Source organism: Kocuria carniphila (genome assembly GCF_004136555.1).
GTDB lineage: Bacteria > Actinomycetota > Actinomycetes > Actinomycetales > Micrococcaceae > Kocuria > Kocuria carniphila.
This window is the reverse complement of sequence record NZ_NOIT01000013.1, coordinates 1-20,943: the sequence shown is the minus strand read 5'-3', so window position 1 is coordinate 20,943 and position 20,943 is coordinate 1. Positions and strand designations below refer to the sequence as shown.

18 protein-coding genes are annotated in these 20,943 nt (G+C 64.3%); 3 read left to right on the top strand and 15 right to left on the bottom strand.

The genetic code is table 11. From position 1 onward, the window contains the following. Nucleotides 1–82: 82 nt before the first annotated feature. From EWV37_RS10575 to EWV37_RS10530, 10 genes are all read right to left on the bottom strand, one after another. Nucleotides 83–1,471 carry an MFS transporter gene (locus EWV37_RS10575; RefSeq protein ID WP_202976210.1) on the bottom strand — a complete coding sequence of 463 codons (1,389 nt, stop codon included), beginning with the start codon at nucleotides 1,469–1,471 and terminating at the stop codon, nucleotides 83–85. Nucleotides 1,472–1,563: 92 nt separating this feature from the next. Continuing rightward, on the bottom strand, nucleotides 1,564–2,904 hold the full coding sequence (locus EWV37_RS10570) for a deoxyguanosinetriphosphate triphosphohydrolase (RefSeq protein WP_165189389.1): 1,341 nt from the start codon (nucleotides 2,902–2,904) through the stop codon (nucleotides 1,564–1,566). Next, nucleotides 2,888–4,078, bottom strand: a complete 1,191-nt coding sequence (gene dusB, locus EWV37_RS10565; protein ID WP_129701504.1) for a tRNA dihydrouridine synthase DusB — start codon at nucleotides 4,076–4,078, stop codon at nucleotides 2,888–2,890. Before dusB ends, EWV37_RS10570 begins: the two co-directional genes overlap by 17 nt. Further along, nucleotides 4,059–4,901, bottom strand: a complete 843-nt coding sequence (locus EWV37_RS10560; protein WP_129701502.1) for a hypothetical protein — start codon at nucleotides 4,899–4,901, stop codon at nucleotides 4,059–4,061. Before EWV37_RS10560 ends, dusB begins: the two co-directional genes overlap by 20 nt. A gap of 121 nt (nucleotides 4,902–5,022) precedes the next feature. Next, nucleotides 5,023–6,387 (bottom strand): galactokinase, encoded by a 1,365-nt coding sequence (locus EWV37_RS10555; protein WP_129701500.1) that lies wholly within the window; start codon nucleotides 6,385–6,387, stop codon nucleotides 5,023–5,025. A 65-nt stretch (nucleotides 6,388–6,452) separates the two neighbouring features. Then, on the bottom strand, nucleotides 6,453–7,850 hold the full coding sequence (locus EWV37_RS10550; protein ID WP_238663211.1) for a sugar porter family MFS transporter: 1,398 nt from the start codon (nucleotides 7,848–7,850) through the stop codon (nucleotides 6,453–6,455). Nucleotides 7,851–7,945: 95 nt separating this feature from the next. Next, nucleotides 7,946–8,968 carry a glycosyltransferase family protein gene (locus EWV37_RS10545; protein WP_129701498.1) on the bottom strand — a complete coding sequence of 341 codons (1,023 nt, stop codon included), beginning with the start codon at nucleotides 8,966–8,968 and terminating at the stop codon, nucleotides 7,946–7,948. A gap of 43 nt (nucleotides 8,969–9,011) precedes the next feature. Continuing rightward, nucleotides 9,012–9,971: a GNAT family N-acetyltransferase gene (locus tag EWV37_RS10540; protein WP_129701496.1), complete on the bottom strand. Its 960-nt coding sequence runs from the start codon at nucleotides 9,969–9,971 to the stop codon at nucleotides 9,012–9,014. Nucleotides 9,972–9,978: 7 nt separating this feature from the next. Next, a complete protein-coding gene (locus EWV37_RS10535; protein WP_095796751.1) occupies nucleotides 9,979–11,361 on the bottom strand; it encodes a glycine--tRNA ligase in 1,383 nt (460 codons plus the stop codon). Nucleotides 11,362–11,604: 243 nt separating this feature from the next. Continuing rightward, the gene (locus EWV37_RS10530) at nucleotides 11,605–12,804 is read right to left on the bottom strand and encodes an acyl-CoA dehydrogenase family protein (RefSeq protein ID WP_095796752.1); all 1,200 of its coding nucleotides are present in this window, start codon (nucleotides 12,802–12,804) and stop codon (nucleotides 11,605–11,607) included. A gap of 183 nt (nucleotides 12,805–12,987) precedes the next feature. Here EWV37_RS10530 and EWV37_RS10525 point away from each other — a divergent pair, with 183 nt between their 5' ends. Then, nucleotides 12,988–14,736 (top strand): AMP-binding protein, encoded by a 1,749-nt coding sequence (locus EWV37_RS10525; protein ID WP_095796753.1) that lies wholly within the window; start codon nucleotides 12,988–12,990, stop codon nucleotides 14,734–14,736. 92 nt (nucleotides 14,737–14,828) lie between these two features. Next, nucleotides 14,829–15,356, top strand: a complete 528-nt coding sequence (locus tag EWV37_RS10520) for a MarR family winged helix-turn-helix transcriptional regulator (RefSeq protein WP_095796754.1) — start codon at nucleotides 14,829–14,831, stop codon at nucleotides 15,354–15,356. A gap of 154 nt (nucleotides 15,357–15,510) precedes the next feature. Here EWV37_RS10520 and mmsB read toward each other — a convergent pair whose 3' ends face one another. The 3 genes from mmsB to EWV37_RS10505 form a co-directional block, all read right to left on the bottom strand. Continuing rightward, nucleotides 15,511–16,446: a 3-hydroxyisobutyrate dehydrogenase gene (mmsB, locus tag EWV37_RS10515; protein WP_095796755.1), complete on the bottom strand. Its 936-nt coding sequence runs from the start codon at nucleotides 16,444–16,446 to the stop codon at nucleotides 15,511–15,513. Nucleotides 16,447–16,487: 41 nt separating this feature from the next. Then, complete coding sequence (locus EWV37_RS10510; protein WP_129701494.1) at nucleotides 16,488–17,984, bottom strand: CoA-acylating methylmalonate-semialdehyde dehydrogenase; 1,497 nt, start codon at nucleotides 17,982–17,984, stop codon at nucleotides 16,488–16,490. Between the two features lie 210 nt (nucleotides 17,985–18,194). After that, on the bottom strand, nucleotides 18,195–18,815 hold the full coding sequence (locus EWV37_RS10505) for a cation efflux transmembrane domain-containing protein (RefSeq protein WP_095796757.1): 621 nt from the start codon (nucleotides 18,813–18,815) through the stop codon (nucleotides 18,195–18,197). Here EWV37_RS10505 and EWV37_RS10500 point away from each other — a divergent pair. Next, complete coding sequence (locus tag EWV37_RS10500; protein ID WP_095796758.1) at nucleotides 18,814–19,074, top strand: RNA-binding S4 domain-containing protein; 261 nt, start codon at nucleotides 18,814–18,816, stop codon at nucleotides 19,072–19,074. The genes EWV37_RS10505 and EWV37_RS10500 overlap by 2 nt on opposite strands. Here the strand turns inward: EWV37_RS10500 and EWV37_RS10495 are convergent. Continuing rightward, nucleotides 19,040–20,080 (bottom strand): DMT family transporter, encoded by a 1,041-nt coding sequence (locus tag EWV37_RS10495; protein WP_095796759.1) that lies wholly within the window; start codon nucleotides 20,078–20,080, stop codon nucleotides 19,040–19,042. The genes EWV37_RS10500 and EWV37_RS10495 overlap by 35 nt on opposite strands. Nucleotides 20,081–20,181: 101 nt before the next feature. Then, nucleotides 20,182–20,826, bottom strand: a complete 645-nt coding sequence (locus EWV37_RS10490) for an alpha/beta hydrolase (RefSeq protein WP_129701491.1) — start codon at nucleotides 20,824–20,826, stop codon at nucleotides 20,182–20,184. Nucleotides 20,827–20,943: the final 117 nt, after the last annotated feature.

Genomic DNA, 20,943 nt, shown 5'->3' with positions numbered 1-20,943 from the left:
TCGGCCTGTGCAGCTCGGGTACGAAAAAGCGGCGTCGCCCGCTCGGGACGACGCCGCTCTCGACTGACTCGACGCGCGGAACCTACCGCGCGGGAGAGTCCTCGGGGTCGATGACCACGCGTTTGTCCACAGGATCCACCGTCTTGGTGCCCAGCATGGACGCCCCACCTAACGCACCCACGAGCGCGAAGGCGAAGAAGCCCCACGGGTACGCCAGACCGGCGGTCAGCAGCGTGCCACCCACGATGGGGCCGCTAATCGCACCCAGACGACCCACGCCCGCGGACATGCCCAACGCGGTCGCACGGACCTGCGGCGGGTGGTTGGCCGCGGTGAACGCGTACACGAGCACCTGCGACGAGAACACGAAGCAACCGGTCAGGAACACCATGAAGTAAATGCCCAACACTGGCAGCTTGATGGCCAGGGCGGCCAGCAGCACAGCGGAGCCCGCGAACCACAGGATGCCGGCGACACGAGGGGTGATCCGGTCGGCCACGCGGCCACCGATCCACAGGCCCACCACGGCACCCACGTTGAGGATCAGCAGGAAGCCCAGCGAGTTGCCCAGGTCGTAATCGGCGGCGCGCATGATCTGCGGCAGCCACGTGTTCAGGCCGTAAACCAGCAGCAGACCCATGAAGGACGCGGTCCAGATGAACACCGAGTTGCGCGCGTACGTTCCGCTCAGCAGCAGGGCCGCGCCCTGCTTCGCGGGCTTGGCCGTCTCGCCGTTCGGGGTCGACGACGCCGCGCGGCCGGCACCCGCCGCATCCGGAAGTTCGAGCTCAACGTTGTAATGCGCGGCGACGGCGCGAGCGGCGTCGTAATCGCCCTTGGCCGCCAGGTAGGACGGCGACTCGGGAAGGAAGATGTACATGAGCGGCACCAGGATCAGTGCGGGCAGGGCGCCGGCGATGAACATGGTGTGCCAGGAGAACTGTGCCAGGACCCAGATGGCCAGTGCTGCGGTGAGCACGGCGCCCACGTGGTAGCCGGTCATCATGACGGTCGTGGCGTTGGAGCCGCGGCCCTTGCGGGCGAATTCGGTGACCATGGAGATGCCGGTGGGCAGGCAACCGCCCAGACCCAGGCCGGCCAGGAAGCGCAGCACGCCGAACCACAGCACGCTGGGCGCGAAGGCTGCGGCAAAGGTCAGGACGGAGAAAACGATCACGGCGCCGATCAGCATCTTGCGGCGGCCCAGGCGGTCGGTGAGCCAACCCATGCCGAGCGCGCCGACCATCATGCCGAACAAGCCCGCAGTGGCTACAGCGGTGCCTTCGCCGGTGGACATGTCGAAGGCTGCGTCGTCGAGCAGTGCGGGCATCACCGCGCCGAGGACCACGGCGTCGAAACCGTCCAGCAGAACGGCGATCCAGCACAGCGGTGCGACCCACAAGGGGGATTTGAGAATGAGGCCCTTGGTGGGCGCGGGGCCAGCAGTGGGCGAGGAAGCGGTGGAGCTCACGGAGAATCTCTTCCGGTAGGGCAACAGATCACAGTGATCCTAGTCGCACGCTCGTGTTAGCCCGGCCACAATCCCATTGAATGAGAGCAAGCTCACCAGAGCGGCTTGTCGCCCGTCCGCCAGTTGGTACCGCGAATCTTGTCGTGCAGGGCCACGGCGGAGATGTCCGTGAGGCACGCGACCTGGTCCACGACCAGGCGCAGGCGGGCGGCCTCGGCTCCGGGTCCGTCCTCGATCTCGCGCCAGTCCCCCGCGAATTCGGGTGAGAGGAACCGACCATCGGTCTCCATGAGGGCATTGACCAGAATGGTGAGGATCTCGTTCTGGTTGTCGTAGAGCGGTTGGGCGTCGCGCACGGTCATCACGAAGGCCGTGGCAATGCCCTTGAGCACCGCGATCTCCAGCTCGGTTTCGTGCGGCACCACAAGCTCGGCTGAATAGCGGGTCAGCTGACCGTCTCCGGCGACATCACGCGTGGCCTCAACCGCCGACATCGCAAACCGGCCAATGAGCTGGCTGGTCATGTTCTTGAGCCGTGCCAGGTCCTTGCGGGAGCCGTCCATGAGCGGAATCCACACCGGGGAGGCTTCCAGGCGGCGCAGGGCCGCGTCCAGTTCCTCCGCGGTGGCCTGCGGAAGGTACCAACGCTGAGTCCACTCGATCACGCGGGCCCGGGCAAGGGGATCAGCCAGTTGACCCAGTTGCAGGGTGTTGGAGGCGATGGCATCCTCCACGTCGTGCACGCTGTAAGAGATGTCGTCGGCGAGGTCCATGACCTGGGCTTCCAGGCACTTGCGGCCCTCGATGGCGCCTTCTCGCATCCAGCGGAAGACCGGCAGGTCGTCCTGGTAGACACCGAACTTGAGGTTGGGTTTACCGTCCGGGCGCTGCGGTGCATCCTCTGCCCTCCACGGGTACTTGCACGTGGCGTCCAGTGCGGCGCGAGTGAGGTTAAGACCGGCGGGATGGCCGTCCTCGGTAATGATCTTGGGCTCGAGCCGTACGAGGAGTCGCAGGGTCTGGGCATTGCCCTCAAAGCCGCCGATCTCCCGGGTCATGGCCGCGAGCGCCGTCTCTCCGTTGTGCCCGAAGGGCGGGTGCCCCAGGTCGTGGGAGAGGCACGCGGCATCCACGACGTCCGGATCGCAGCCGAGAGCCTTGCCCAGTTCGCGGCCGATCTGCGCGACTTCCAGGGAGTGGGTCAGGCGGTTGCGGACGAAGTCATCCGTGCTCGGTGCGACCACTTGGGTCTTGGCGGCCAACCGCCGCAGAGCGGAGCTGTGCAGCACACGCGCGCGGTCTCGCTCGAAGTGGGAGCGGTGGCGGTTGTGGTGGTTCTCGGCCACGTACCGCTCGGCGTCCTCGTAGGCGTATCCGGCGGGCAGGATTCCCAGGCGATCAGGGGTGTGCAATCGGTTAGCCTCCGGAGACATCGAGTTCAGCGTGCACCAGGCCCAGACGTTCGGCGTCACCCAGAATGCGGGAGTTCAACCAACCGTCCGGGAGGTGAGGTCTGCGGGGGTTGCCCGCGCGGCCGCGCGGCCCCTCCACGTCCTTGCCGGGGTACGGCAGGGCCAGATCAAGCTGGTCGAGCAGTTCGCGCAGTCGCACCAGGCTGGGCACCTGCGCCATCTGCGCACGAAGTTCACCGCCCACCGGATAGCCCTTGAAGTACCAGGGCACGTGCTTACGGATTTCGCGGCAGCCCTTGGCCTCGTCACCGAATTCCTCGGCGAGCAGCTCGGCGTGCCGGTAAATGGTTTCCGCGACCTTGCGGACTCCGGGCTTGTAGCGCTTGGGGCTGCCCTCGAAGGCGGCCTGCAGGTCACCGAACAGCCACGGGCGACCCTGGCAACCGCGACCCACCACCACACCGTCCACGCCGGTCTGTTCGACCATGTGTACGGCGTCCTCCGCCGAGAAGATGTCGCCGTTACCGAGCACGGGGATGTCCGGGAGCGCTTCGCGCAGCCGTGCGATCGAGTCCCAGTCGGCCTTGCTGGAGTAGTGCTGCTGCAGAGTGCGACCGTGCAGGGCAACCGCGGCCACGCCTTCATCGCGTGCCATCCGGCCCGCATCCAGGTAGGTCTGGTGCTCATCGTCAATGCCGATGCGCATCTTAATGGTCACCGGGATGTTCGCCTCGGAGGCCTCCTGAACCGCGGTGCGAATGATCGCCCGGAACAGGTCGGTCTTCCACGGCAGGGCAGAACCGCCGCCGCGCTTGGTGACCTTGGGGACCGGACAACCGAAGTTCAGGTCGATGTGATCCGCGCGGTCCTCCTGCGCGACCATGCGCACGGCCTTGCCAACGTTGACCGCGTCCACGCCGTAGATCTGGATCGAGCGCGGCGTCTCGTCCGGGTCGTGATGAATGATCCGCAGCGACTCCGGGCGGCGTTCGACCAGGGCCCGCGCGGTGACCATTTCGGTGACGTACAGTCCCCCGCCGTACTCGCGGCACAGCTTGCGGAAGGACTTGTTGGTCACCCCCGCCATGGGCGCCAGAACCACGGGCACGTCGATCGTCAACGGTCCCAGCTGCAACGGTTTCAGGTTCAACACGGCCAGTTCCCGGTCCGTGGTCTCAAGATCTATGGTGCTCATCGTGCGCCATTGTCTCACTATTCGAGTTAACGCGTGCCGAGCTGTCCACCTGCTCCAAGCGCACCGCGAGCTTGAACGCCCGCACCTGTTCGTCGCGGCGGCCCAGGGTTTTGTACACGGCTCCTAGATCCCGCAGACATTGCACCCACTCCCGCGTGTGGGCCTCCGGATCCGGCAGCGCGGGATAAAGGTTACTGGCGTGGTAGAGGGCGTGAGCGGCGTCATTCCAGGCCATCATGTCCTCGGCGAGCGCCGCGAGTCCCTTCCAACACATGATCTGTCCGGCAATGTCCCCGCGCAGCTCACAACCCGCGAGAACCTTCTCGTAGTGGTCGTTCGCCAGTCTGCGACGGCCGGCTGCCTGTGCCGCCGTGGCCAGGTGCGAGGTCCACCGCAGATCCTCGCGTGAGACGAACTCCACACCATGCTCGGTACCCATGGGCCGCGACGGGTCCGCCCCGGCCGCCGTGGCGCCCTCCTGGAACTCGCGATACGCGTCCCACGGGCGCCCCTCCAGCAGCAGGACGTCACCCAGACTCTCCAGGCACCGCACCCGCCCGCCCACGGATCGCGCGGTCCGCGGTGCGCGCCGGTACTGGGTCGCGGCCAGCCGGTAATGGTGTTCCGCTCCTGGCAGGTCAGCAGAATCTCGCGCCAAGTCCCCCAACGACGACGCCGCATCGCCGGCTACCAGCCACACCTCACCCAGTCGTGCGGTGCGCAGGGCGGCCTCGAAGGACTCTCGCGCCACCGCGGTATCCCCGGTTTTGAGGGCCGCGAGTCCGCGTTTGAGTCGTCGTTTGGCACTGGCCGCTGCGAACACGGGTGACTCCTAGGGGTGAGTGACATTTTTGGCAGAGGATCGCACAATACCTAGCCTCATTCTGGCGAACCTCTGCCCAGAATGTTCAGCGCCTGGGGCTCGACAGAAAGCTCCGCAGGAATCAGAGGATCCTGCGGCCCGCTTCGGACGGTTGCAAGGTCAAAAAGAGCGGTTCGCGGAAGCCGTTCTGGGCAAAGCACAACTGCACGGCCGCGGCCAGCCGATCCACGGACTCCAACGACACCAGGGCAATCACCGATCCGCCGAATCCGCCACCCACGACCTTGGCACCCAGCGCACCCGCGGACAGGCACCCGTCCACCGCGGCATCTAGTTCCGGGACGGTGACCTCGCAGTCATCTCGCATGGATTCATGACCCTCCACCAGGAGGCGACCCACGAACGCCCAGTCGGGGGAATCCGAGTGCAGCTCATCGGCGATCTGCACCGAGCGCACCATCTCTGTCATCGAATGTCGCAGCCTCAACCGAGTGTTCTCACGGTCCTCGGTGAGCTCCGCGCCCACCTCAAGAAGGTGATCGAAGCGATCGAGGACGGCAGCGGCGTCGTCGGGGGTGGGATGCTCAGGAAGCGCATCGCGCAACGTGGGCACATCCAAGACCGCTGCCGCGGCCTCGCACTCGGCCCGGCGGGAACTGTACTGACCATCCGCGAGCTTGTGCGGGGCGCGGGTATCGATGGCCAGCCACGTGAGGCCGGCGAGCGCGGGATCGGCGGGTAAGCGGACGACGTCGAAATCGCGGCAGTCCAGCGCCAGGATCTCCCCCGCGTGCGAGCGCAGGGACGCCGTCTGGTCCAGGCCGCCCGTGTTGGCACCCACGATGTAGTTTTCTGCGTCCATGCAGGCGCGAGCGAGGGCTCGGCGTAAGGCGTCGTTCGGGTGATCGTTGCCGGTGTTCAAGGAGAACAGCGAGAGCGCCACCGAGCATTCGAGAGCGGCGGAGGAGGCGAGCCCGGCCCCGATCGGCACCGTGGAGTCGACCATCAGGTCCGCCCCGAAACTCGTAGGCAGCCCGAGTTCGGGCACCGCGACGGGGTGCGCGGATGCCCCGCGGGCCACCCGATTCATCCCCCAGGCCACGCCGGCCACGTATCCGAACCACCCGGAGATGACCCCGGGTTCAATGTCGTCGATGCGGGTGGAACGGGGGCGGTCATCGGCCACGGACTCGTCCGCGTCCTGCATCGACTGAGCGTTGAGCACGCCGTCCTCACGAGGCGCAGCGGCCGTCAACGTGACGTACTGATGAGCGAACGGGAGGCACATACCACCGGAGAAATCCACGTACTCGCCCATGAGATTGGCGCGGCCGGGTGCGGCCCACACACCCACCGGTGCGCGGCCATAAGCCTCTTCGAACTTCTGGCTCAGCCGCTGTGCCCGCTCGAGGACATCCGGCTGACCGACCCACCGTGGGCGCGCGAAATCTTCCGGTGTGGCGGTTTCGCTGAGCTCACAGGACACGGGCGGATTCCTCACATGACGTTGACACCGGGGTGCGACGGACTGGGCTGACAAACCATTGTCCACTACCCGGCGCGGAAGTAGTGCTCCAGCTCCTCCAGCGACTTGTCCTTGGTCTCCGGAGCCACCCGGTACACCCACACCAGCGCGATGACCTGCAGCACCACGAAGATCAGGATCGTGTACCCCACGCCCAGCGAATCGGTGAGGATCGGGAACGTCAGGCCCACCACGAACGTCATCATCCACAAGATCCAAGCGCACACACCCATACCCACGCCACGCACGTTCAGCGGGAAAATTTCGGACATGTACAGCCAGGTCACCGTGCCGATGCAGCACTGCATGAACCCCACGAACACCACGATGCACGCGAGGATCACCCACGCTCGCGCCTCGTTGGTTTCCGGGATCAGCAAGTAGGACAGCGCAAAGGCCGTCAACGATGTCGCCGTGCCCGCCAAGCCGGTCAGCAACAGTTTGCGGCGCCCCACGTACTTGAGCAGGTACATGGCCAGTCCCACGGCCAGCACCCCCACCACGCCCGGGATGATGTTCGCGTAGAAAGCGCCGTTACCGCCGAAACCGACGTCCTGGAGAACGGTCACCCCGTAGTACTGGATGGCGTTGATGCCGGAGATCTGGTTGATGATGGCCATGGACGCGCCCAGGATGAAGATCCTGCGGATCCAGGGAATGCGCACCAGGTCCATGACCCGCGCGGTGGGGCGGTTCTTGTCCTCTTCGGCCAGTTGGAGGACGGTCTCGCCCTCCCTCGAGTCGTAGGCGTCTTCTCTGATGCGGCGGAGCACCTCGAACATTCGGTCGACGGAACCGTTGCGCGCCAGCCAGCGCGGTGACTCGGGGACCACAATCATGCCGACCCAGAGGATCAGCGCGGGGATGGTGGCGAGGACCAACATGTAGCGCCACACGTGCGGGATGTGGCCGAACGCGGTAGCGAGTCCGGCGTTGAAGACGAACGCGAGTGCCTGCCCACCCACGATCATGAGTTCGTTCTGGGCAACCACGCGACCCCGCAAATGTGCGGGCGCCAGTTCCGCCAAGAACACCGGGACGATCACGGAGGCCGCACCGACGGCCAGGCCGAGGATGCAGCGAAATGCCACGAGGGTCGTGACGGTCGGCGCTGTTCCACAGCCGATCGTTGCAATCACAAAGATGACGGCCAGGATCAGCAGGACTCTACGGCGACCGAAATGGTCGGCCAGCTTGCCGCCGAAGGCCGCACCCCATGCCGCACCGAACGGCAGAATCGAAGCAACCAGACCCTCCAGGAACGGCGTGAGCTGAAGGTCGTCCACCATGGATGGCAGGGCACCGTTGATCACTCCGGTGTCGTAGCCGAACAGCAGACCACCGAACGTGGCCACCGTGGCAATAAACTTGAGCCGCCTGTTCATGGGCGGTTTACTCTCCGCGGGCACCGTTTTCAATGACATGGCCGTCCTTTCTCCATAGAACGTCATACCACTGACGGTCACTCGGAACCCAACCGCTGGTCGGGTTTCGCAGTAACGATGCCTCCGGATGGGAACTATGGAGTGATGCCGTGCTCGGAAAGTTTGGTTTTGAACGCCCGCCACATGTTTGCGTAGCTGAAATCCTCGGTGATCTTCGCCCGACCCGCGCTCGCCAACGCCTCGCGTTCCGATGATGACTCCACGAGGTGGCCGATGACGCGCTGCCACCCTTTGCTGTCCCCCACGGAAACGGGAGCGGCGTATGACGCGTCAAAATATTCGCTGAGTGCGGTCGTTGCGGTGTAGGCCACAGCCGCCCCGGAAGCCGCTGCTTCTAAGGCAACCGATTGGCCCGTGGGATACGCCAGTTCTTCAGTCGGGACGGCGACGATCTTGGCACGCCTCAGCATCGCGCGGTATTGGTCGAACGGCACGACTCCGTGCACGACCACGTTGTCCGGCACAGTCAATCCGGCGAGATTCGCGGGCTGACACAGGACATGGACAGTGACGTCCAGGTCCCCCACTCCATCGAAGAACGTTCCGTAATCGCGTCCGTGATCAAACCCTGCGGCGAGAACGTCGATATCCCGTTCAACATCTTCACCGTCGAACAGTTCCGGCGCGCAGCCGAACGGGATGGCATCCACCTGTTCCGGTCTGAACCCGGCGTCGATCAGGATCTCGATCTGATTGCGGCTCAGTGTGAGGATCAGGTCAACTGCCTCGAACTGCCGGACCAGCGCACGGCGGTCCTCTGGATTCGCCTTAGAGATCCATTCGGCCAGCCAGCACGAAATCATGACCATGGGTGTTCCTGCGTAAGGCGGGATTCCACGTCTCTTGAGCTGAGCCGCGAACTTTGAATTGGGTTCCAGCAGTCCGAGAATCAGATCCGCCCGCTGGGCTTTGGGTATGGATCGGACCGGAACATCAATCTTTGTGCTGGTGCGATGTTCGATGACATCGCGAAGCTTGCGCGGCAGCCTTCCCTGAAGCGGTTGAACACCGCTCAGTTCAAATCCCAGATCCGGCAAGAGGTCTATGCCGTATGGGCCTTGCCGGAAATCACCTTCGAAGAGAACCAGGGTCTTCACGCGAGTCACACACCTTGCAGGGGACTGAGAGGGCGTCCTGAGCCTAGTCGACCAGCGTCACCGTCTCCGTGACCACGTGCGCCACCCCAGCCTCGAGCAGGTTGTCCACGACAGCCACCAGTGGGGTCATGGAGTCGTCCACTTCGAGCTCGACCGGGTAGTCGTTGACGAGCAGGGCCAGCAGCTTCTCCACCGCCTCGCCGGTTCCCGCTTCGCTGTGTTCTGCACATGGCACGTAGCCCAGCAGCACGTCAGCCGCCTCGAACTCGGCTGGTTCCTGATCCGGGTTGTGCGGATCGAACGGACGGTAGCTCACGGCGAAGGCCGAAATGGGAGCCTTGCCACCGGAAGCCCCGGTCCCGTCGCGCAGTACCACGGCACCGAAGGCACCGGCCTTGTCCGACAGCAACTGCTGATTGACGGCGCCAATTCCGATGTCACCCACGGGATCCCACTCGTGCACCGAACGGTAGAACTCCCACACGGCGCGCGTGAGTTCCACCGATCCGGTCGCGAGATCCTCAACGGTCTGAGCGGGAGTACCGTCCGCGTTCTGCCCCAGCGTGGGCATCGGCAGCGCGCCAGCGTTGACGCGGACGACGCGTGACCGCATGGCCGGACGCAGCCCCTCGGCCTGGGCAAACTGCTGCCCAACCGTCTCCGGAGTCACGCGGGTGCGCAGCGCGCTGACGCCCGACGGCGCTTGCTCGGCTTCCGCGCGCAACCGGGCCACGAGCTCGCGGCCAATTCCTTCGCGCTGCCGATCCGGCGCAACCTCCACGTAGGCCCACAATCGCTGCGGGTGCCACGGGGATTCGTACACCACCCCCGCGCCCACGGGCACACCGGAATCGGTGGCCACGAGCGTGCGGGAGAAAGCGGCGTCGTCGTTGGCACCCAAACGGGCACGGAAGGCTTGGGCGGGGGCCGACGGCGCGTCCGGCCAGACCTCCAGCAAGCGGAGGTCGTCGTCTTCGCGCCACGGACGGTACTCGATGCTCATGCGGTCCTTACTTCTCGAGACGCTCGGCGAGGTACTGGCTCACGCGGTCCAGGCCAACGCGCTCCTGCGTCATTTCGTCGCGGGAACGGATGGTCACGGCTTGGTCTTCGAGGGTATCGAAGTCCACGGTGACGCAGAACGGCGTGCCGATCTCGTCCTGGCGGCGGTAACGACGGCCGATGGCGCCGGCGTCGTCGTAGTCGATGTTCCAGCGGCGGCGCAGCTCGGCGTCCAGGTTCTGGGCGACCGGCTTGAGGTCGTCCTTCTTGGACAACGGCAGCACCGCAGCCTTGACCGGGGCCAGGCGCGGATCGAGCTTGAGCACGGTGCGCTTGTCCACGCCGCCCTTGGTGTTGGGGGCCTCGTCCTCGACGTAGGCGTCGACCAGGAAGGCCATCATGGAGCGGGTCAGGCCGAAGGACGGTTCGATCACGTACGGCGTGTAGCGGTCGCCGGACGCCTGATCGAAGTACTGCATCTTGTCGCCGGAGTGCTCGGTGTGGTTGGACAGGTCGAAGTCCGTGCGGTTGGCCACGCCCATGAGCTCGCCCCACTCGGAGCCCTGGAAACCGAAGCGGTACTCGATGTCGATGGTGCCGTCCGAGTAGTGCGCGCGCTCATCCGCGGGCACGTCGAAGCGACGCATGTTGTCCGGGTTCACGCCCAAATCCACGAACCAGTCCCAGCACGCCTCGACCCACTCGTCGAAGTACTTCTGGGCGTCGTCCGGGTGGATGAAGTACTCGATCTCCATTTGCTCGAACTCGCGCGTACGGAAGATGAAGTTACCCGGGGTGATCTCGTTGCGGAACGCCTTGCCGATCTGCCCGATGCCGAACGGCGGCTTCTTACGCGATGCGTTGAGCACGTTGAGGAAGTTCACGAAGATGCCCTGGGCGGTCTCGGGGCGCAGGTAGTGCTTGCCCTCTTCGTTGTCCACGGGGCCCAGGAAGGTCTTCATCAGACCGGAGAACTGCTGCGGCTCGGTCCACTTGCCGTCCTGACCGGTCTCCGGGTCCTTGACGTCCGCCAAGCCGTTGACCGGCGGGTGACCGTGCTTGGCCTCGTAGGCCTCGAGCAGGTGATCGGCGCGGTAACGCTTGTGGGTGTGCAGCGATTCGACCAGCGGGTCGGTGAAGGTCTCCACGTGGCCGGAAGCTTCCCACACGGCCGAGGGCAGGATGATGGACGAGTCCAGGCCCACCATGTCCGCGCGGCCGCGCACGAAGGTCTGCCACCACTCACGCTTGATGTTTTCCTTCAGTTCCGCGCCCAAGGGTCCGTAGTCCCACGCGGAGCGCGAACCGCCGTAAATTTCACCCGCCTGAAAGACAAAACCTCGGCGCTTGGCCAGGGAGATGACATTGTCCAGGGTGGTTTTGGCAGCCATGCGTGCTCACATCCGTTTCTCGCCCGACCGCTGGCTGCGGCCGCGCGCGTGGAATCAGTTGGGTGGTTCTTGAGGGCGCTACTGACGACGACGCCGCGGGGCGGCTTTCGTGCGCTCGGCACCACGAATGAGACGCCCGAGATGACGTCTCTGTTCCAGGGTAGCCACTACGCGGAAAACTCGCCTAACTCGCCGGTTCGAGGTGAGTCAGACGAGTCTTCGTAGCGGTTTCTCTTGCGGGGTTTAGACGAATGCCGAGACGCCGGTCAACGCCCGGGACACGATGAGTGCGTTGATGTGATAGCTGCCCTCATAGGTGTAAATGGCCTCGAGGTCGCCCAGCACCTTGGAGATCTCGTAGTCGCTGAGCAGGCCGTTGCCACCGAGCGCATCGCGCGCCAACAACGCCGATTGACGGCCCAGTCGCGTAGCCGTGGACTTGGCGATGGCCGCGTGCATCATCTCGAGCTCGCCGGTCTCCTGCAGTCGTGCCATCTGGACCATCATCGCGGAGCTTGCGGCCAGATTGCCGGCGATCTCCGCCATGGCCTGCTGGATCACCTGGAAACGCGCCAGCGGCTTGCCGAACTGGAGGCGCTCGAGCGAGTAGTCACGCAGGATGTCCAAAATGGCCTGCTGGGCGCCCACGGCCTGCCACCCGACCCAGGCTCGGGAATCCTTCAGGAGTTCGTTGGCGGCATCGAAGCTGATGGCGCCGGGCAGGAGCGCGGAGCGGGGTACGCGGATCTCGTTGAGCACGATGTCCGCGTTCTGCATGATGCGCAGACCCATTTTGTTGGCGATCTTCGTGGCCGTGTAACCGGGGTGGGTGGTGTCCACGGCAAAGCACTTGATCAGACCGTCCGCGGTGTCGCGGGCCCACACGAGGGCGACCGCAGCCACGGTACCGGCACCGATCCAGCGCTTTTCACCTTGGATGACCCATTCGTCACCGTCCAACGTGGCGGTGGTGGCCAGGCCACCAGCGATGTCGGAACCGTGGGTGGGCTCGGTCAGGCAAAAGGCGCCCAACTGCGTCAGCTCGGAGAGGCCGGGCAACCACTGGGCTTTCTGTTCCTCCGAGCCCAGTTCCGCAATCGTTCCCACGATCAGTTCGTTGTGGATGCCAATCAGCGCGGACAGTGAGACGTCCGCCCGTGCGATCTGCGAGTGCACGATGCCCTGGAACAACCGTGAAGAACCATCCAGGAACAGTTTGCCGAGTCCCAGTTCCGCGAGCGCGGGCAGCAGCTCGGTGGGCAGGTGCTCACGATTCCACGGGTCGATGGACTGCTTGCGCACGTGGGTCTGCAAATGCTCCTTGATCATGGCCAAGCGCTCACGTTCGGCCGGATCGAGGAGGGACTCCACGTGCAGAAGGTCGACGTCCGGCAAGAGGCTCTGTGGTGCCTTACCGGACTGGGAGAGGGTCGCGCTGGTCATGATCGTGGTCCTCAAATTTCTCGGTATTCCGATTGTGGTCTTTCCAACTATAGGCCTTCCAAGTATATTTGTGGTGTCGTGAGTCACACTTTCTTGCCAACGGACTCTTCAGAGCCGTTGCCGCCACCTGGTGAGCACGGCACGTCAGGATCACGACCGCATATCTAGGAGGCCTCGAAAGCCATGACCGTGACGAACGAATTTCGCACCGCCCGTGACCACCTGGTGTCACTCCAACAGGACTGGGAGCGTGCCCGCGAGGAATTTGTGTGGCCTCGCTTCGACCACTTCAACTTCGGTTTCGACTGGTTCGACCAGGTTGCAGCATCCCCCGAGCGCAAGGACCAGGATGCGCTGATCATTCTCGAAGAGGACGGCTCAGAGTTGCGCCGGACCTTCGGCGAGCTCGGCCGCGACTCGAACAAGGTGGCCAACTGGCTGCGGGAGCAGGGCGTGCAGCGCGGTGACCGCGTCATTCTCATGCTCAACAACCAGGTGGAACTGTGGGAGTCGATGCTCGCCTGCATCAAGCTCGAGGCCGTCATGGTTCCCACCACCACACAAATGGGACCCGCAGACCTCGAGGACCGGGTGACCCGCGCCGAAGCCAAGTGGGCCATCGTGGGTATGCAGGACGCCCCCAAGTTCGCCCCGGTGGACGGCGACTACACCGTGATCTATGTGCCCGGCGTCTACACCCCGGCCGACCAGGTCAAGGAGCCGCAAGCCGGTGGCCGCACCGTCATCAACTACAATGAGGCCTACGACGCCTCCCCCGAACTGAGCCAGGACTCCCCCACCGGTGCGGATGAGACCCTACTGCTCTATTTCACCTCCGGCACCACGTCTAAGCCCAAACTCGTGGAGCACACGCACACCTCCTACCCCGTGGGGCACCTGTCCACCATGTACTGGATCGGACTGGAACCCGGCGACATCCACCTCAACGTGGCCTCGCCGGGTTGGGCCAAGCACGCGTGGTCCAACTTCTTTGCTCCCTGGATCGCCGAGGCCACCATCTTCGTGTACAACTTCCGCAAGTTCGACGCCGCCGCGCTCATGAGCGTGATGGACAAGATCGGCGTGACCAGCCTGTGCGCACCGCCCACCGTGTGGCGCATGCTCATCAAGGCAGATCTGAGCCTGTTGCAGACTGCACCCCAGAAGACCGTGTCGGCTGGTGAGCCACTCAACGCCGAGGTCATCGAGCAGGTCAACCGGGCCTGGGGTTGCACGATTCGCGACGGCTTCGGCCAGACGGAATCCTCCCTGCAGGTGGCCAACACCCCCGGACGCCGCATCGTGATTGGCTCCATGGGCGTACCGCTTCCCGGTTTCGATGTGGTGCTCATCGATCCGATGACCGATGAGGAAGCGGACGAGGGAGAACTCTGTCTGCGTCTGGACCCCCGCCCGGTGGGTCTGATGCGCGGCTACTACGGCGACAAGGCCAAGACCGATGATGTGTTCCGCAACGGTCTCTATCACACCGGTGACGTGGTCTCCCGTGACGAGAACGGCATCTTCACCTACGTGGGCCGCGCGGATGACGTGTTCAAGTCCAGTGACTACAAGGTCTCGCCGTTCGAGTTGGAATCGGTTCTGGTCGAGCACCCGGCGGTCATGGAAGCGGCCATTGTGCCGACCCCCGACGAGCTGCGGTTGGCCATCCCCAAGGCCTTCGTGACCTTGAGTTCGGGGTACGAGCCCACCGCGGAGACTGCCACGGAAATCCTGCAGTTCTGCCTGAGCAAGTTGCCTCCGTACAAGCGCATCCGCCGGATCGAGTTCTTGGAACTGCCCAAGACGATCTCCGGCAAGATTCGGCGTGTGGAGCTCCGGAAGGCGGAGGAACAACGGTCCGAATCGGGTGAGGCGCCGGAGGGCTACGGCACGGAATTCCGTGAGGAAGACCTGACGCTCAAGCGCTAGAGCTCCTTCAACGGCCGGTGGCGCAGATATGACACCGGCCGTTGCTCCTCCCCCGGTCAGAGTTCCCCCAACCCCCGGAATAGAATGGTCCAATGTCCAATAGTCGTACGCTCACGAAAGATCCGATTGCGGAAGCCCAGCGCAACTGGGTGCGCAATGGCTGGGAAGATGCCTCGGGTCCCATGGCTGCCGTCACGGCCATCATGCGGGTCCAGCAGATCCTGCTGGCAGAGGCCGAGCAGGTACTCAAGCCCTTCAAACTGACCTTCGCCCGCTACGAGCTCATTGCCCTGCTCAGCTTCACGCGGGAACAGCAGATGCTCATGAAGCGCGCCAGCGCCCTGCTGCAGGTTCACCCGACGTCGGTGACCAATGCGGTGGATCGACTGGAGGACGCCGGCCTGGTCAAGCGCGAGCCCCTCAAGACGGACCGTCGGGCCATGACCATCGTGCTGACCGCCAAGGGGAAAAAGATCGCGGCCGAGGCCACGGCGGCCTTGAACCAGGAGTTATTCCTGCAAACAGGTTTCGAGCCCGACGAGGTGGACTCGTTGATCAGCATTCTGAGTCGCTTCCGCGCCCGTTCCGGGGACTTCGAGGACTCGCCAACTGCCCCGTGAGCACTGAATCCGGTACATCCGGCCCGAAACAACTGGCCGCGTAGGGTCCGGATTCTCGGTCGTTTCCGCCACTCAGTCATGACGCTGGGAGCCAGGCAAGACTCGTGCCCCGCCTCCGGGAGATCGGAGACGGGGCACGAGTTCTGTTGGGACGCTACTTCGCGTTGCCGCTGTCCTCACGGATGGTGTTGATGATTCCGGAGAAGTCCTGTCGGGCACCCTCACCGTCGGAGAACTTCTTGTAGATCTCCGCAGCCAACTGACCCATTTGGGCATCCACGCCCGTCTGCTCAATGGCGGTCACGGCCAGGTTGAGGTCTTTGGACATCAGCGCACCACCGAAACCGGGCTGGTAGTCGTTGTTGGCCGGGCTCGTGGGAACCGGCCCCGGCACGGGGCAGTTGGTGGTCAGTGCCCAGCACTGGCCGGAAGCCTTGGAGACCACGTCGTACATGGCCTGATGTTCCAACCCGAGCTTCTCGGCGAGGACGAAGGCCTCACTGACGGCCACCATGGAGATCCCCAGGATCATGTTGTTGCAGATCTTCGCGGCCTGTCCCATGCCGTTGTCACCGCAGTGCACGATCCGGGCACCCATGATGTCCAGGAGGGGGTAGATCTCCTGATACACGTCGTCCGGTGCGCCCACCATGAACGCGAGAGTTCCGGCCTGAGCACCCACCACACCGCCGGAGACCGGGGCGTCGGCAGCCTTGAAACCGGCCTCCTTGGCCAGGGTGGCCACCTCCTGAGCCTCGGAGATGTTGATGGTCGAGCAATCCAGGAAAGTGGCACCGGCCGGGGCCGCGGCGAGAAGGCCCTCGGCGCCGTCGGCACCCGTGTAGGCGGCCTTCACGTGCTGGCCGGAGGGGAACATGGTGATGACCACCTGCGCGTCCCGCACGGCCTCCTGAGGGCTGTCCGCCACGGTGATCCCGTTTTCACGAGCGACATCGAGCGCAGCGGGGACCACGTCGAAACCGGTCACGGGGACGCCCGCTTGAACCAGGTTCACGGCCATCGGCCCGCCCATGTGCCCCAACCCCAGGAACGCTACGCGCGGCGGGGTGGCTGTCGGTGAAGTGTTCATGACTCTCCTTCGAGTTCGGAAATCAGGGACTCGGTATGACGTCAGCTACCTTCGGGCATCACGAAGCTGGCGCCTTCCTTGGCACCCGAGGGCCAGCGCGTGGTGACCGTTTTGGTCTTGGTGTAGAACTTCAGACCGTCCGTACCGTGCTGGTTCAAATCGCCGAAGCCCGAGGCTTTCCAGCCGCCGAAGGTGTAGTACGCAATCGGCACGGGAATCGGGACATTGACACCCACCATGCCGACCTCCACACGGGTGGTGAAGTCACGGGCCGTGTCACCGTCGCGAGTGAAGATGGCCACGCCGTTGCCGTATTCGTGCTCGCTGGGCAGTCGGAGGGCTTCCTGGTAGTCCGCGGCACGGGCGATGCACAGCACCGGGCCGAAGATCTCTTCCTTGTAGATGCGCATATCCGGGGTCACGCGGTCGAACAACGTGGCACCGACCCAGAAACCGTTGGGGTGACCGTCAACGGTCGCACCGCGTCCGTCCACGAGCAGCTCAGCGCCCTCGTCCACACCAATTCCGATGTAGTTCTCGATGCGCTCCTTGGCGTCCTTGCCGACCACGGGACCGAAGTCGGAAGATTCATCCAGCGACGGGCCCAACGTGAGCTTGTCAATGCGTTCGCGCAGCAACTCCACGAGCTTGTCCGCGGTGGCCTCACCCACGGGAACGGCCACGGAGATCGCCATGCAACGCTCACCGGCAGAACCGTATGCCGCACCCATGAGGGCATCGGCAGCCTGCTCGAGATCCGCGTCCGGCATGATCACCATATGGTTCTTGGCGCCGCCGAAGCACTGCGCGCGCTTGTTGTGCTTGGCCGCTCCCATGTAGATCGACTGGGCGATCGGAGAGGAACCGACAAATCCGATGGCCTTGATGCGGGGATCTTCGATGAGAGTGTCCACCGCGGTCTTGTCACCGTGGATCACGTTCAGGGTGCCCTCGGGCATACCGGCCTCAAGAGCCAGCTCGGCCAGGCGAACGGGCACGGATGGGTCACGCTCGGAGGGCTTGAGGACAAAGGTGTTACCGGCGGCCAGGGCAATGCCGGCCTTCCACAGCGGGATCATGGCGGGGAAGTTGAACGGGGTGATACCCGCGACCACCCCGAGCGGCTGACGTAGCGAGTGCACGTCGATCCCGGTACCCGCCGCGGTCGAGTACTCACCCTTGAGCAGATGGGGTGCACCTGCAGCGAACTCGACCACCTCGACACCTCGCTGGATGTCGCCCTTGGCATCCGGGAAGGTCTTGCCGTGCTCGTTGGAGAGCAGCGTGGCCAGCTCGTCCATGTTCGCGTTGATGAGATCCACCCACTTGAGCAACACTCGACCGCGGCGCTGCGCATTGGTGGTGGACCACTTGGCGAAGGCCTGCTGCGAGGAATCGATCGCATTCTCTACTTCCTCGACCGAGGCCAGAGGAACCTGAGCGGCTACCTCACCCTTGACCGGGTTGTAGACGTCTTGGAAGCGTCCGGACGTGCCTTCTACGCGGCGGCCGGAAATGAAGTGAGGAACCTGAGTCATTGGTGCTCTCCTGAATGGTTGGTGCGTCGCGCTGTGACGTGTGTCTCACAGATAATCTAACGACAAACCATTGGACATGCAACTAATTTTTTCGGTTCGTTCTCCACGCCGACGCCGCTCGGTCCGGCCTCGCGGTTCGGACGGGTTGATTCGCCGGCACCAACTCTGCGATCACGCTGCGTGCGACGACGGGCGGTTCCGTTGACGAGGTCAGTCGATGTCTTCACCCGCGAGCGCCTTGGCTCCCAGGCTCTCCTCCTCCGCGGCTTCCCAGACCTCACGGGCCGCGGAGAAGGTGAGAATCACGATGAACAGTCCCAGAATGATGTCCGGCCAGCCGGACATGGTCAGTGCCGTGATCCCGCCCATCATGATGATCGCGATGTTGATGAGCACATCGTTGCGGGCCGCCAGGAACGCAGCGGTTCCCATGGATCCGGCGTGTTTCCGATGGCGCGCCAGCAGCAGGGCACACACGAGATTGACCACGGCCGCTCCCCCGGCGGTGATTGCCAGCAGGAACGGATCCGGGGCTTGCGGGTCGAAGGCCTTACGCACCAATTGCACGGCGGCCGCGAGCGCGGGGATCAGAATGATGATCGCCATGATCCGTCCGGCGACGGCCTGGGCCCGTACCGTCCAGCCCAGCGCAATGAAAATGAGCAGATTGATGGCCACGTCCTCTAGGAAGTCCACGCCGTCCGCAAACAGGGCCACTGAGCCGATGCTCAGAGCAACCCCCATTTCCACGAAAAAATAACTGAGGTTCAACGCCGCGACCACGAGAACCGTGATGCGCAGTGACCGGACGAGCTGAGAGGATGGGCCCATGAGCGAAGAGATTACCGAAGAACTGCCCATCCGCGATGACATGATCCGTTTGGGTCAGGCGCTCAAACTGGCCAATCTGGCCGACGACGGCAACCACGCCAAGGAGCTCATTGCCGAAGGCGTAGTGATCGTGAACGGCAAGGAAGAACAACGCCGCGGTGCTCAGTTGCACCACGGCGATGTCATTGAGGTCCTGGGAGCAGACCTCCCAGCGGTGAAGATCGTCAGCCCTGCGGGCGAGGTTTCCACGGAAGAGTGACGACCACCAGCCCCAGCAGCGTCACCAGCGTTCCAATGATCGTGACCGGGGTGACGATGGTATTGGGTGTAGGCACGATCAGGTCCAGCACGAGTGCGGAAATCAGCATGCCCGCCACCATGCCCAGGCTGGTTTCCAGCACGCCGAAGTGCTTGGGCAGCACACTGGACGCGGCCACGTGGATGATGCCCAAGATGCCTCCGGCGTAGAGCCACCACTGACCGGGCCACACCCACGGTCCGGGATCCGAGATTCCGCGCGCAATGAGCACGGTCACGATGAGCGCGAGCGTGCCCGCGGCGAAATTCGTCAGCGTGGGTGTGATGGGCGTACCTGCCTTGGCACCGATGCCGGCGTTCCAGGCGGTCATAATCGCGTTTCCCAGACCCGCCAGCACGGACAGCGTGGCGAAAAGAATGAGCAGCGGCAGTGATGCCGCCAGATCGGTCGCCGCGAATCGCGGGGCCATGGCCACCAGGGCGGCCACGATGATGATGGCGGTCCCCACCACGCGGTAGCTGGTCAGGTACTTGACGCCTCCCGGGCCCACGCCAAAGCGATCGACGATCAGCGAACCGACCGACTTACCGAACACGAGCCCCAGGATGTAGACGGACAGGCCCAAGACCACCGTGGTCATCGCTTGCGTGACGATCATGAAGCCACCCAGCACACCCGCGGTGAGATACCACCACGGAACCTCGCCGCTCTTCACCGCCGCGGGAATTCGAGAAGCACCCCGGCGGCCGGCGGGAGTCACGATAGTGACGACCAGGATGATCAGAAATGCGGAGGAAAAGCTGACGAGCGCTGCCCCGTAGGGATCACTCACGGCATGTCCCAGCTCACCGTTGACCCTGGATTGCAATGCCTGGGCGGTGCCAGCGAGCAAGCTCACGACGAGGCCCACGGTCAGCGCCACGGCACCGCGCGCGGACGCCACCGGGGGTTTCTTGTTTCCGGCCGCAGGCGAAGTCTTGGATTCCACCGTGGTTTGAACAGTCATGGCGCCCAATGTAGGTGCGGCATGCCCCTCAGGGCACGCCGCCTGTCACGCTTCGTAGCAATCGGACTCGCTGCGGAGCCGTTACGTGGAACCGGTGGGCGTCACCGCACCACGTGCTGCAGGTACTCCTTGACGTGCCCCAATTCCTGCGGGGACACTCCGTGGCCGATTCCCCGGTACTGCACCTTGGTCACCTCGGCATGATCAACGCACCAGTCCGCCGTTGCATCCACCATGGCCTGCGGAATGACCGGGTCCTCGGGATCGCGGCCCCAGAACATCTGCAGGGGGTGCTCCACGAGGTAGTCGTCGCGGAAGAAGTCCGCGTGAGCGTTGTCGTCGGCGATCGGCACTACAAAACCGGACAGGCCGACCACGGCGTCCACGGTTTCGGGAATGTGCCGGGCCACGCTCGTGGCGACCGCCATGCCCTGGGAGAAGCCGAGCAGGAACACGCGTGAGTGGTTCTTGGCTTGTTCCTCGACCCACTCCGCCACGGGACGAACCGAGTCCACCACGGCCTCGGTCGAGAAACTCGCGTCCGCTGACAACGGGAACCATTGGTAGCCCATCTGCGCTCGCTGGGGAGCCCGCACCGAAGCGTAGGTGGCTCCCGGTAGGAGGGCCGGAATCAAGGCCATCAGGTCCTCTTCGTGGGATCCGTAGCCGTGGAACAACACCACGAGCGGGGTGTCGGCACGTTGGGCGGGCTCGTTGTTCCAGATCACAAACGGGGTATCACTCATGTGACCATCCTGACATGACTCGCGGGTGCCTCATATTCGGCGACGAGACTCAGCTAAAAGGTCCGGGAACGGGAGCGGGTGCCTCACGTAAGAATGTCCGCGTAGTTCCCTGGGGTG

What these genes read in the sequence shown, in the direction of transcription:
- EWV37_RS10550 (WP_238663211.1), bottom strand. Translation starts at nt 7,850, where the DNA reads ATGTCATTGAAAACGGTGCCCGCGGAGAGTAAACCGCCCATGAACAGG.
- mmsB (WP_095796755.1), bottom strand. Translation starts at nt 16,446, where the DNA reads ATGAACACTTCACCGACAGCCACCCCGCCGCGCGTAGCGTTCCTGGGG.
- EWV37_RS10490 (WP_129701491.1), bottom strand. Translation starts at nt 20,826, where the DNA reads ATGAGTGATACCCCGTTTGTGATCTGGAACAACGAGCCCGCCCAACGT.
- EWV37_RS10500 (WP_095796758.1), top strand. Translation starts at nt 18,814, where the DNA reads ATGAGCGAAGAGATTACCGAAGAACTGCCCATCCGCGATGACATGATC.
- EWV37_RS10530 (WP_095796752.1), bottom strand. Translation starts at nt 12,804, where the DNA reads ATGACCAGCGCGACCCTCTCCCAGTCCGGTAAGGCACCACAGAGCCTC.
- dusB (WP_129701504.1), bottom strand. Translation starts at nt 4,078, where the DNA reads ATGAGCACCATAGATCTTGAGACCACGGACCGGGAACTGGCCGTGTTG.
- EWV37_RS10510 (WP_129701494.1), bottom strand. Translation starts at nt 17,984, where the DNA reads ATGACTCAGGTTCCTCACTTCATTTCCGGCCGCCGCGTAGAAGGCACG.
- EWV37_RS10535 (WP_095796751.1), bottom strand. Translation starts at nt 11,361, where the DNA reads ATGGCTGCCAAAACCACCCTGGACAATGTCATCTCCCTGGCCAAGCGC.
- EWV37_RS10525 (WP_095796753.1), top strand. Translation starts at nt 12,988, where the DNA reads ATGACCGTGACGAACGAATTTCGCACCGCCCGTGACCACCTGGTGTCA.
- EWV37_RS10495 (WP_095796759.1), bottom strand. Translation starts at nt 20,080, where the DNA reads ATGACTGTTCAAACCACGGTGGAATCCAAGACTTCGCCTGCGGCCGGA.
- EWV37_RS10520 (WP_095796754.1), top strand. Translation starts at nt 14,829, where the DNA reads ATGTCCAATAGTCGTACGCTCACGAAAGATCCGATTGCGGAAGCCCAG.
- EWV37_RS10540 (WP_129701496.1), bottom strand. Translation starts at nt 9,971, where the DNA reads ATGAGCATCGAGTACCGTCCGTGGCGCGAAGACGACGACCTCCGCTTG.
- EWV37_RS10570 (WP_165189389.1), bottom strand. Translation starts at nt 2,904, where the DNA reads ATGTCTCCGGAGGCTAACCGATTGCACACCCCTGATCGCCTGGGAATC.
- EWV37_RS10505 (WP_095796757.1), bottom strand. Translation starts at nt 18,815, where the DNA reads ATGGGCCCATCCTCTCAGCTCGTCCGGTCACTGCGCATCACGGTTCTC.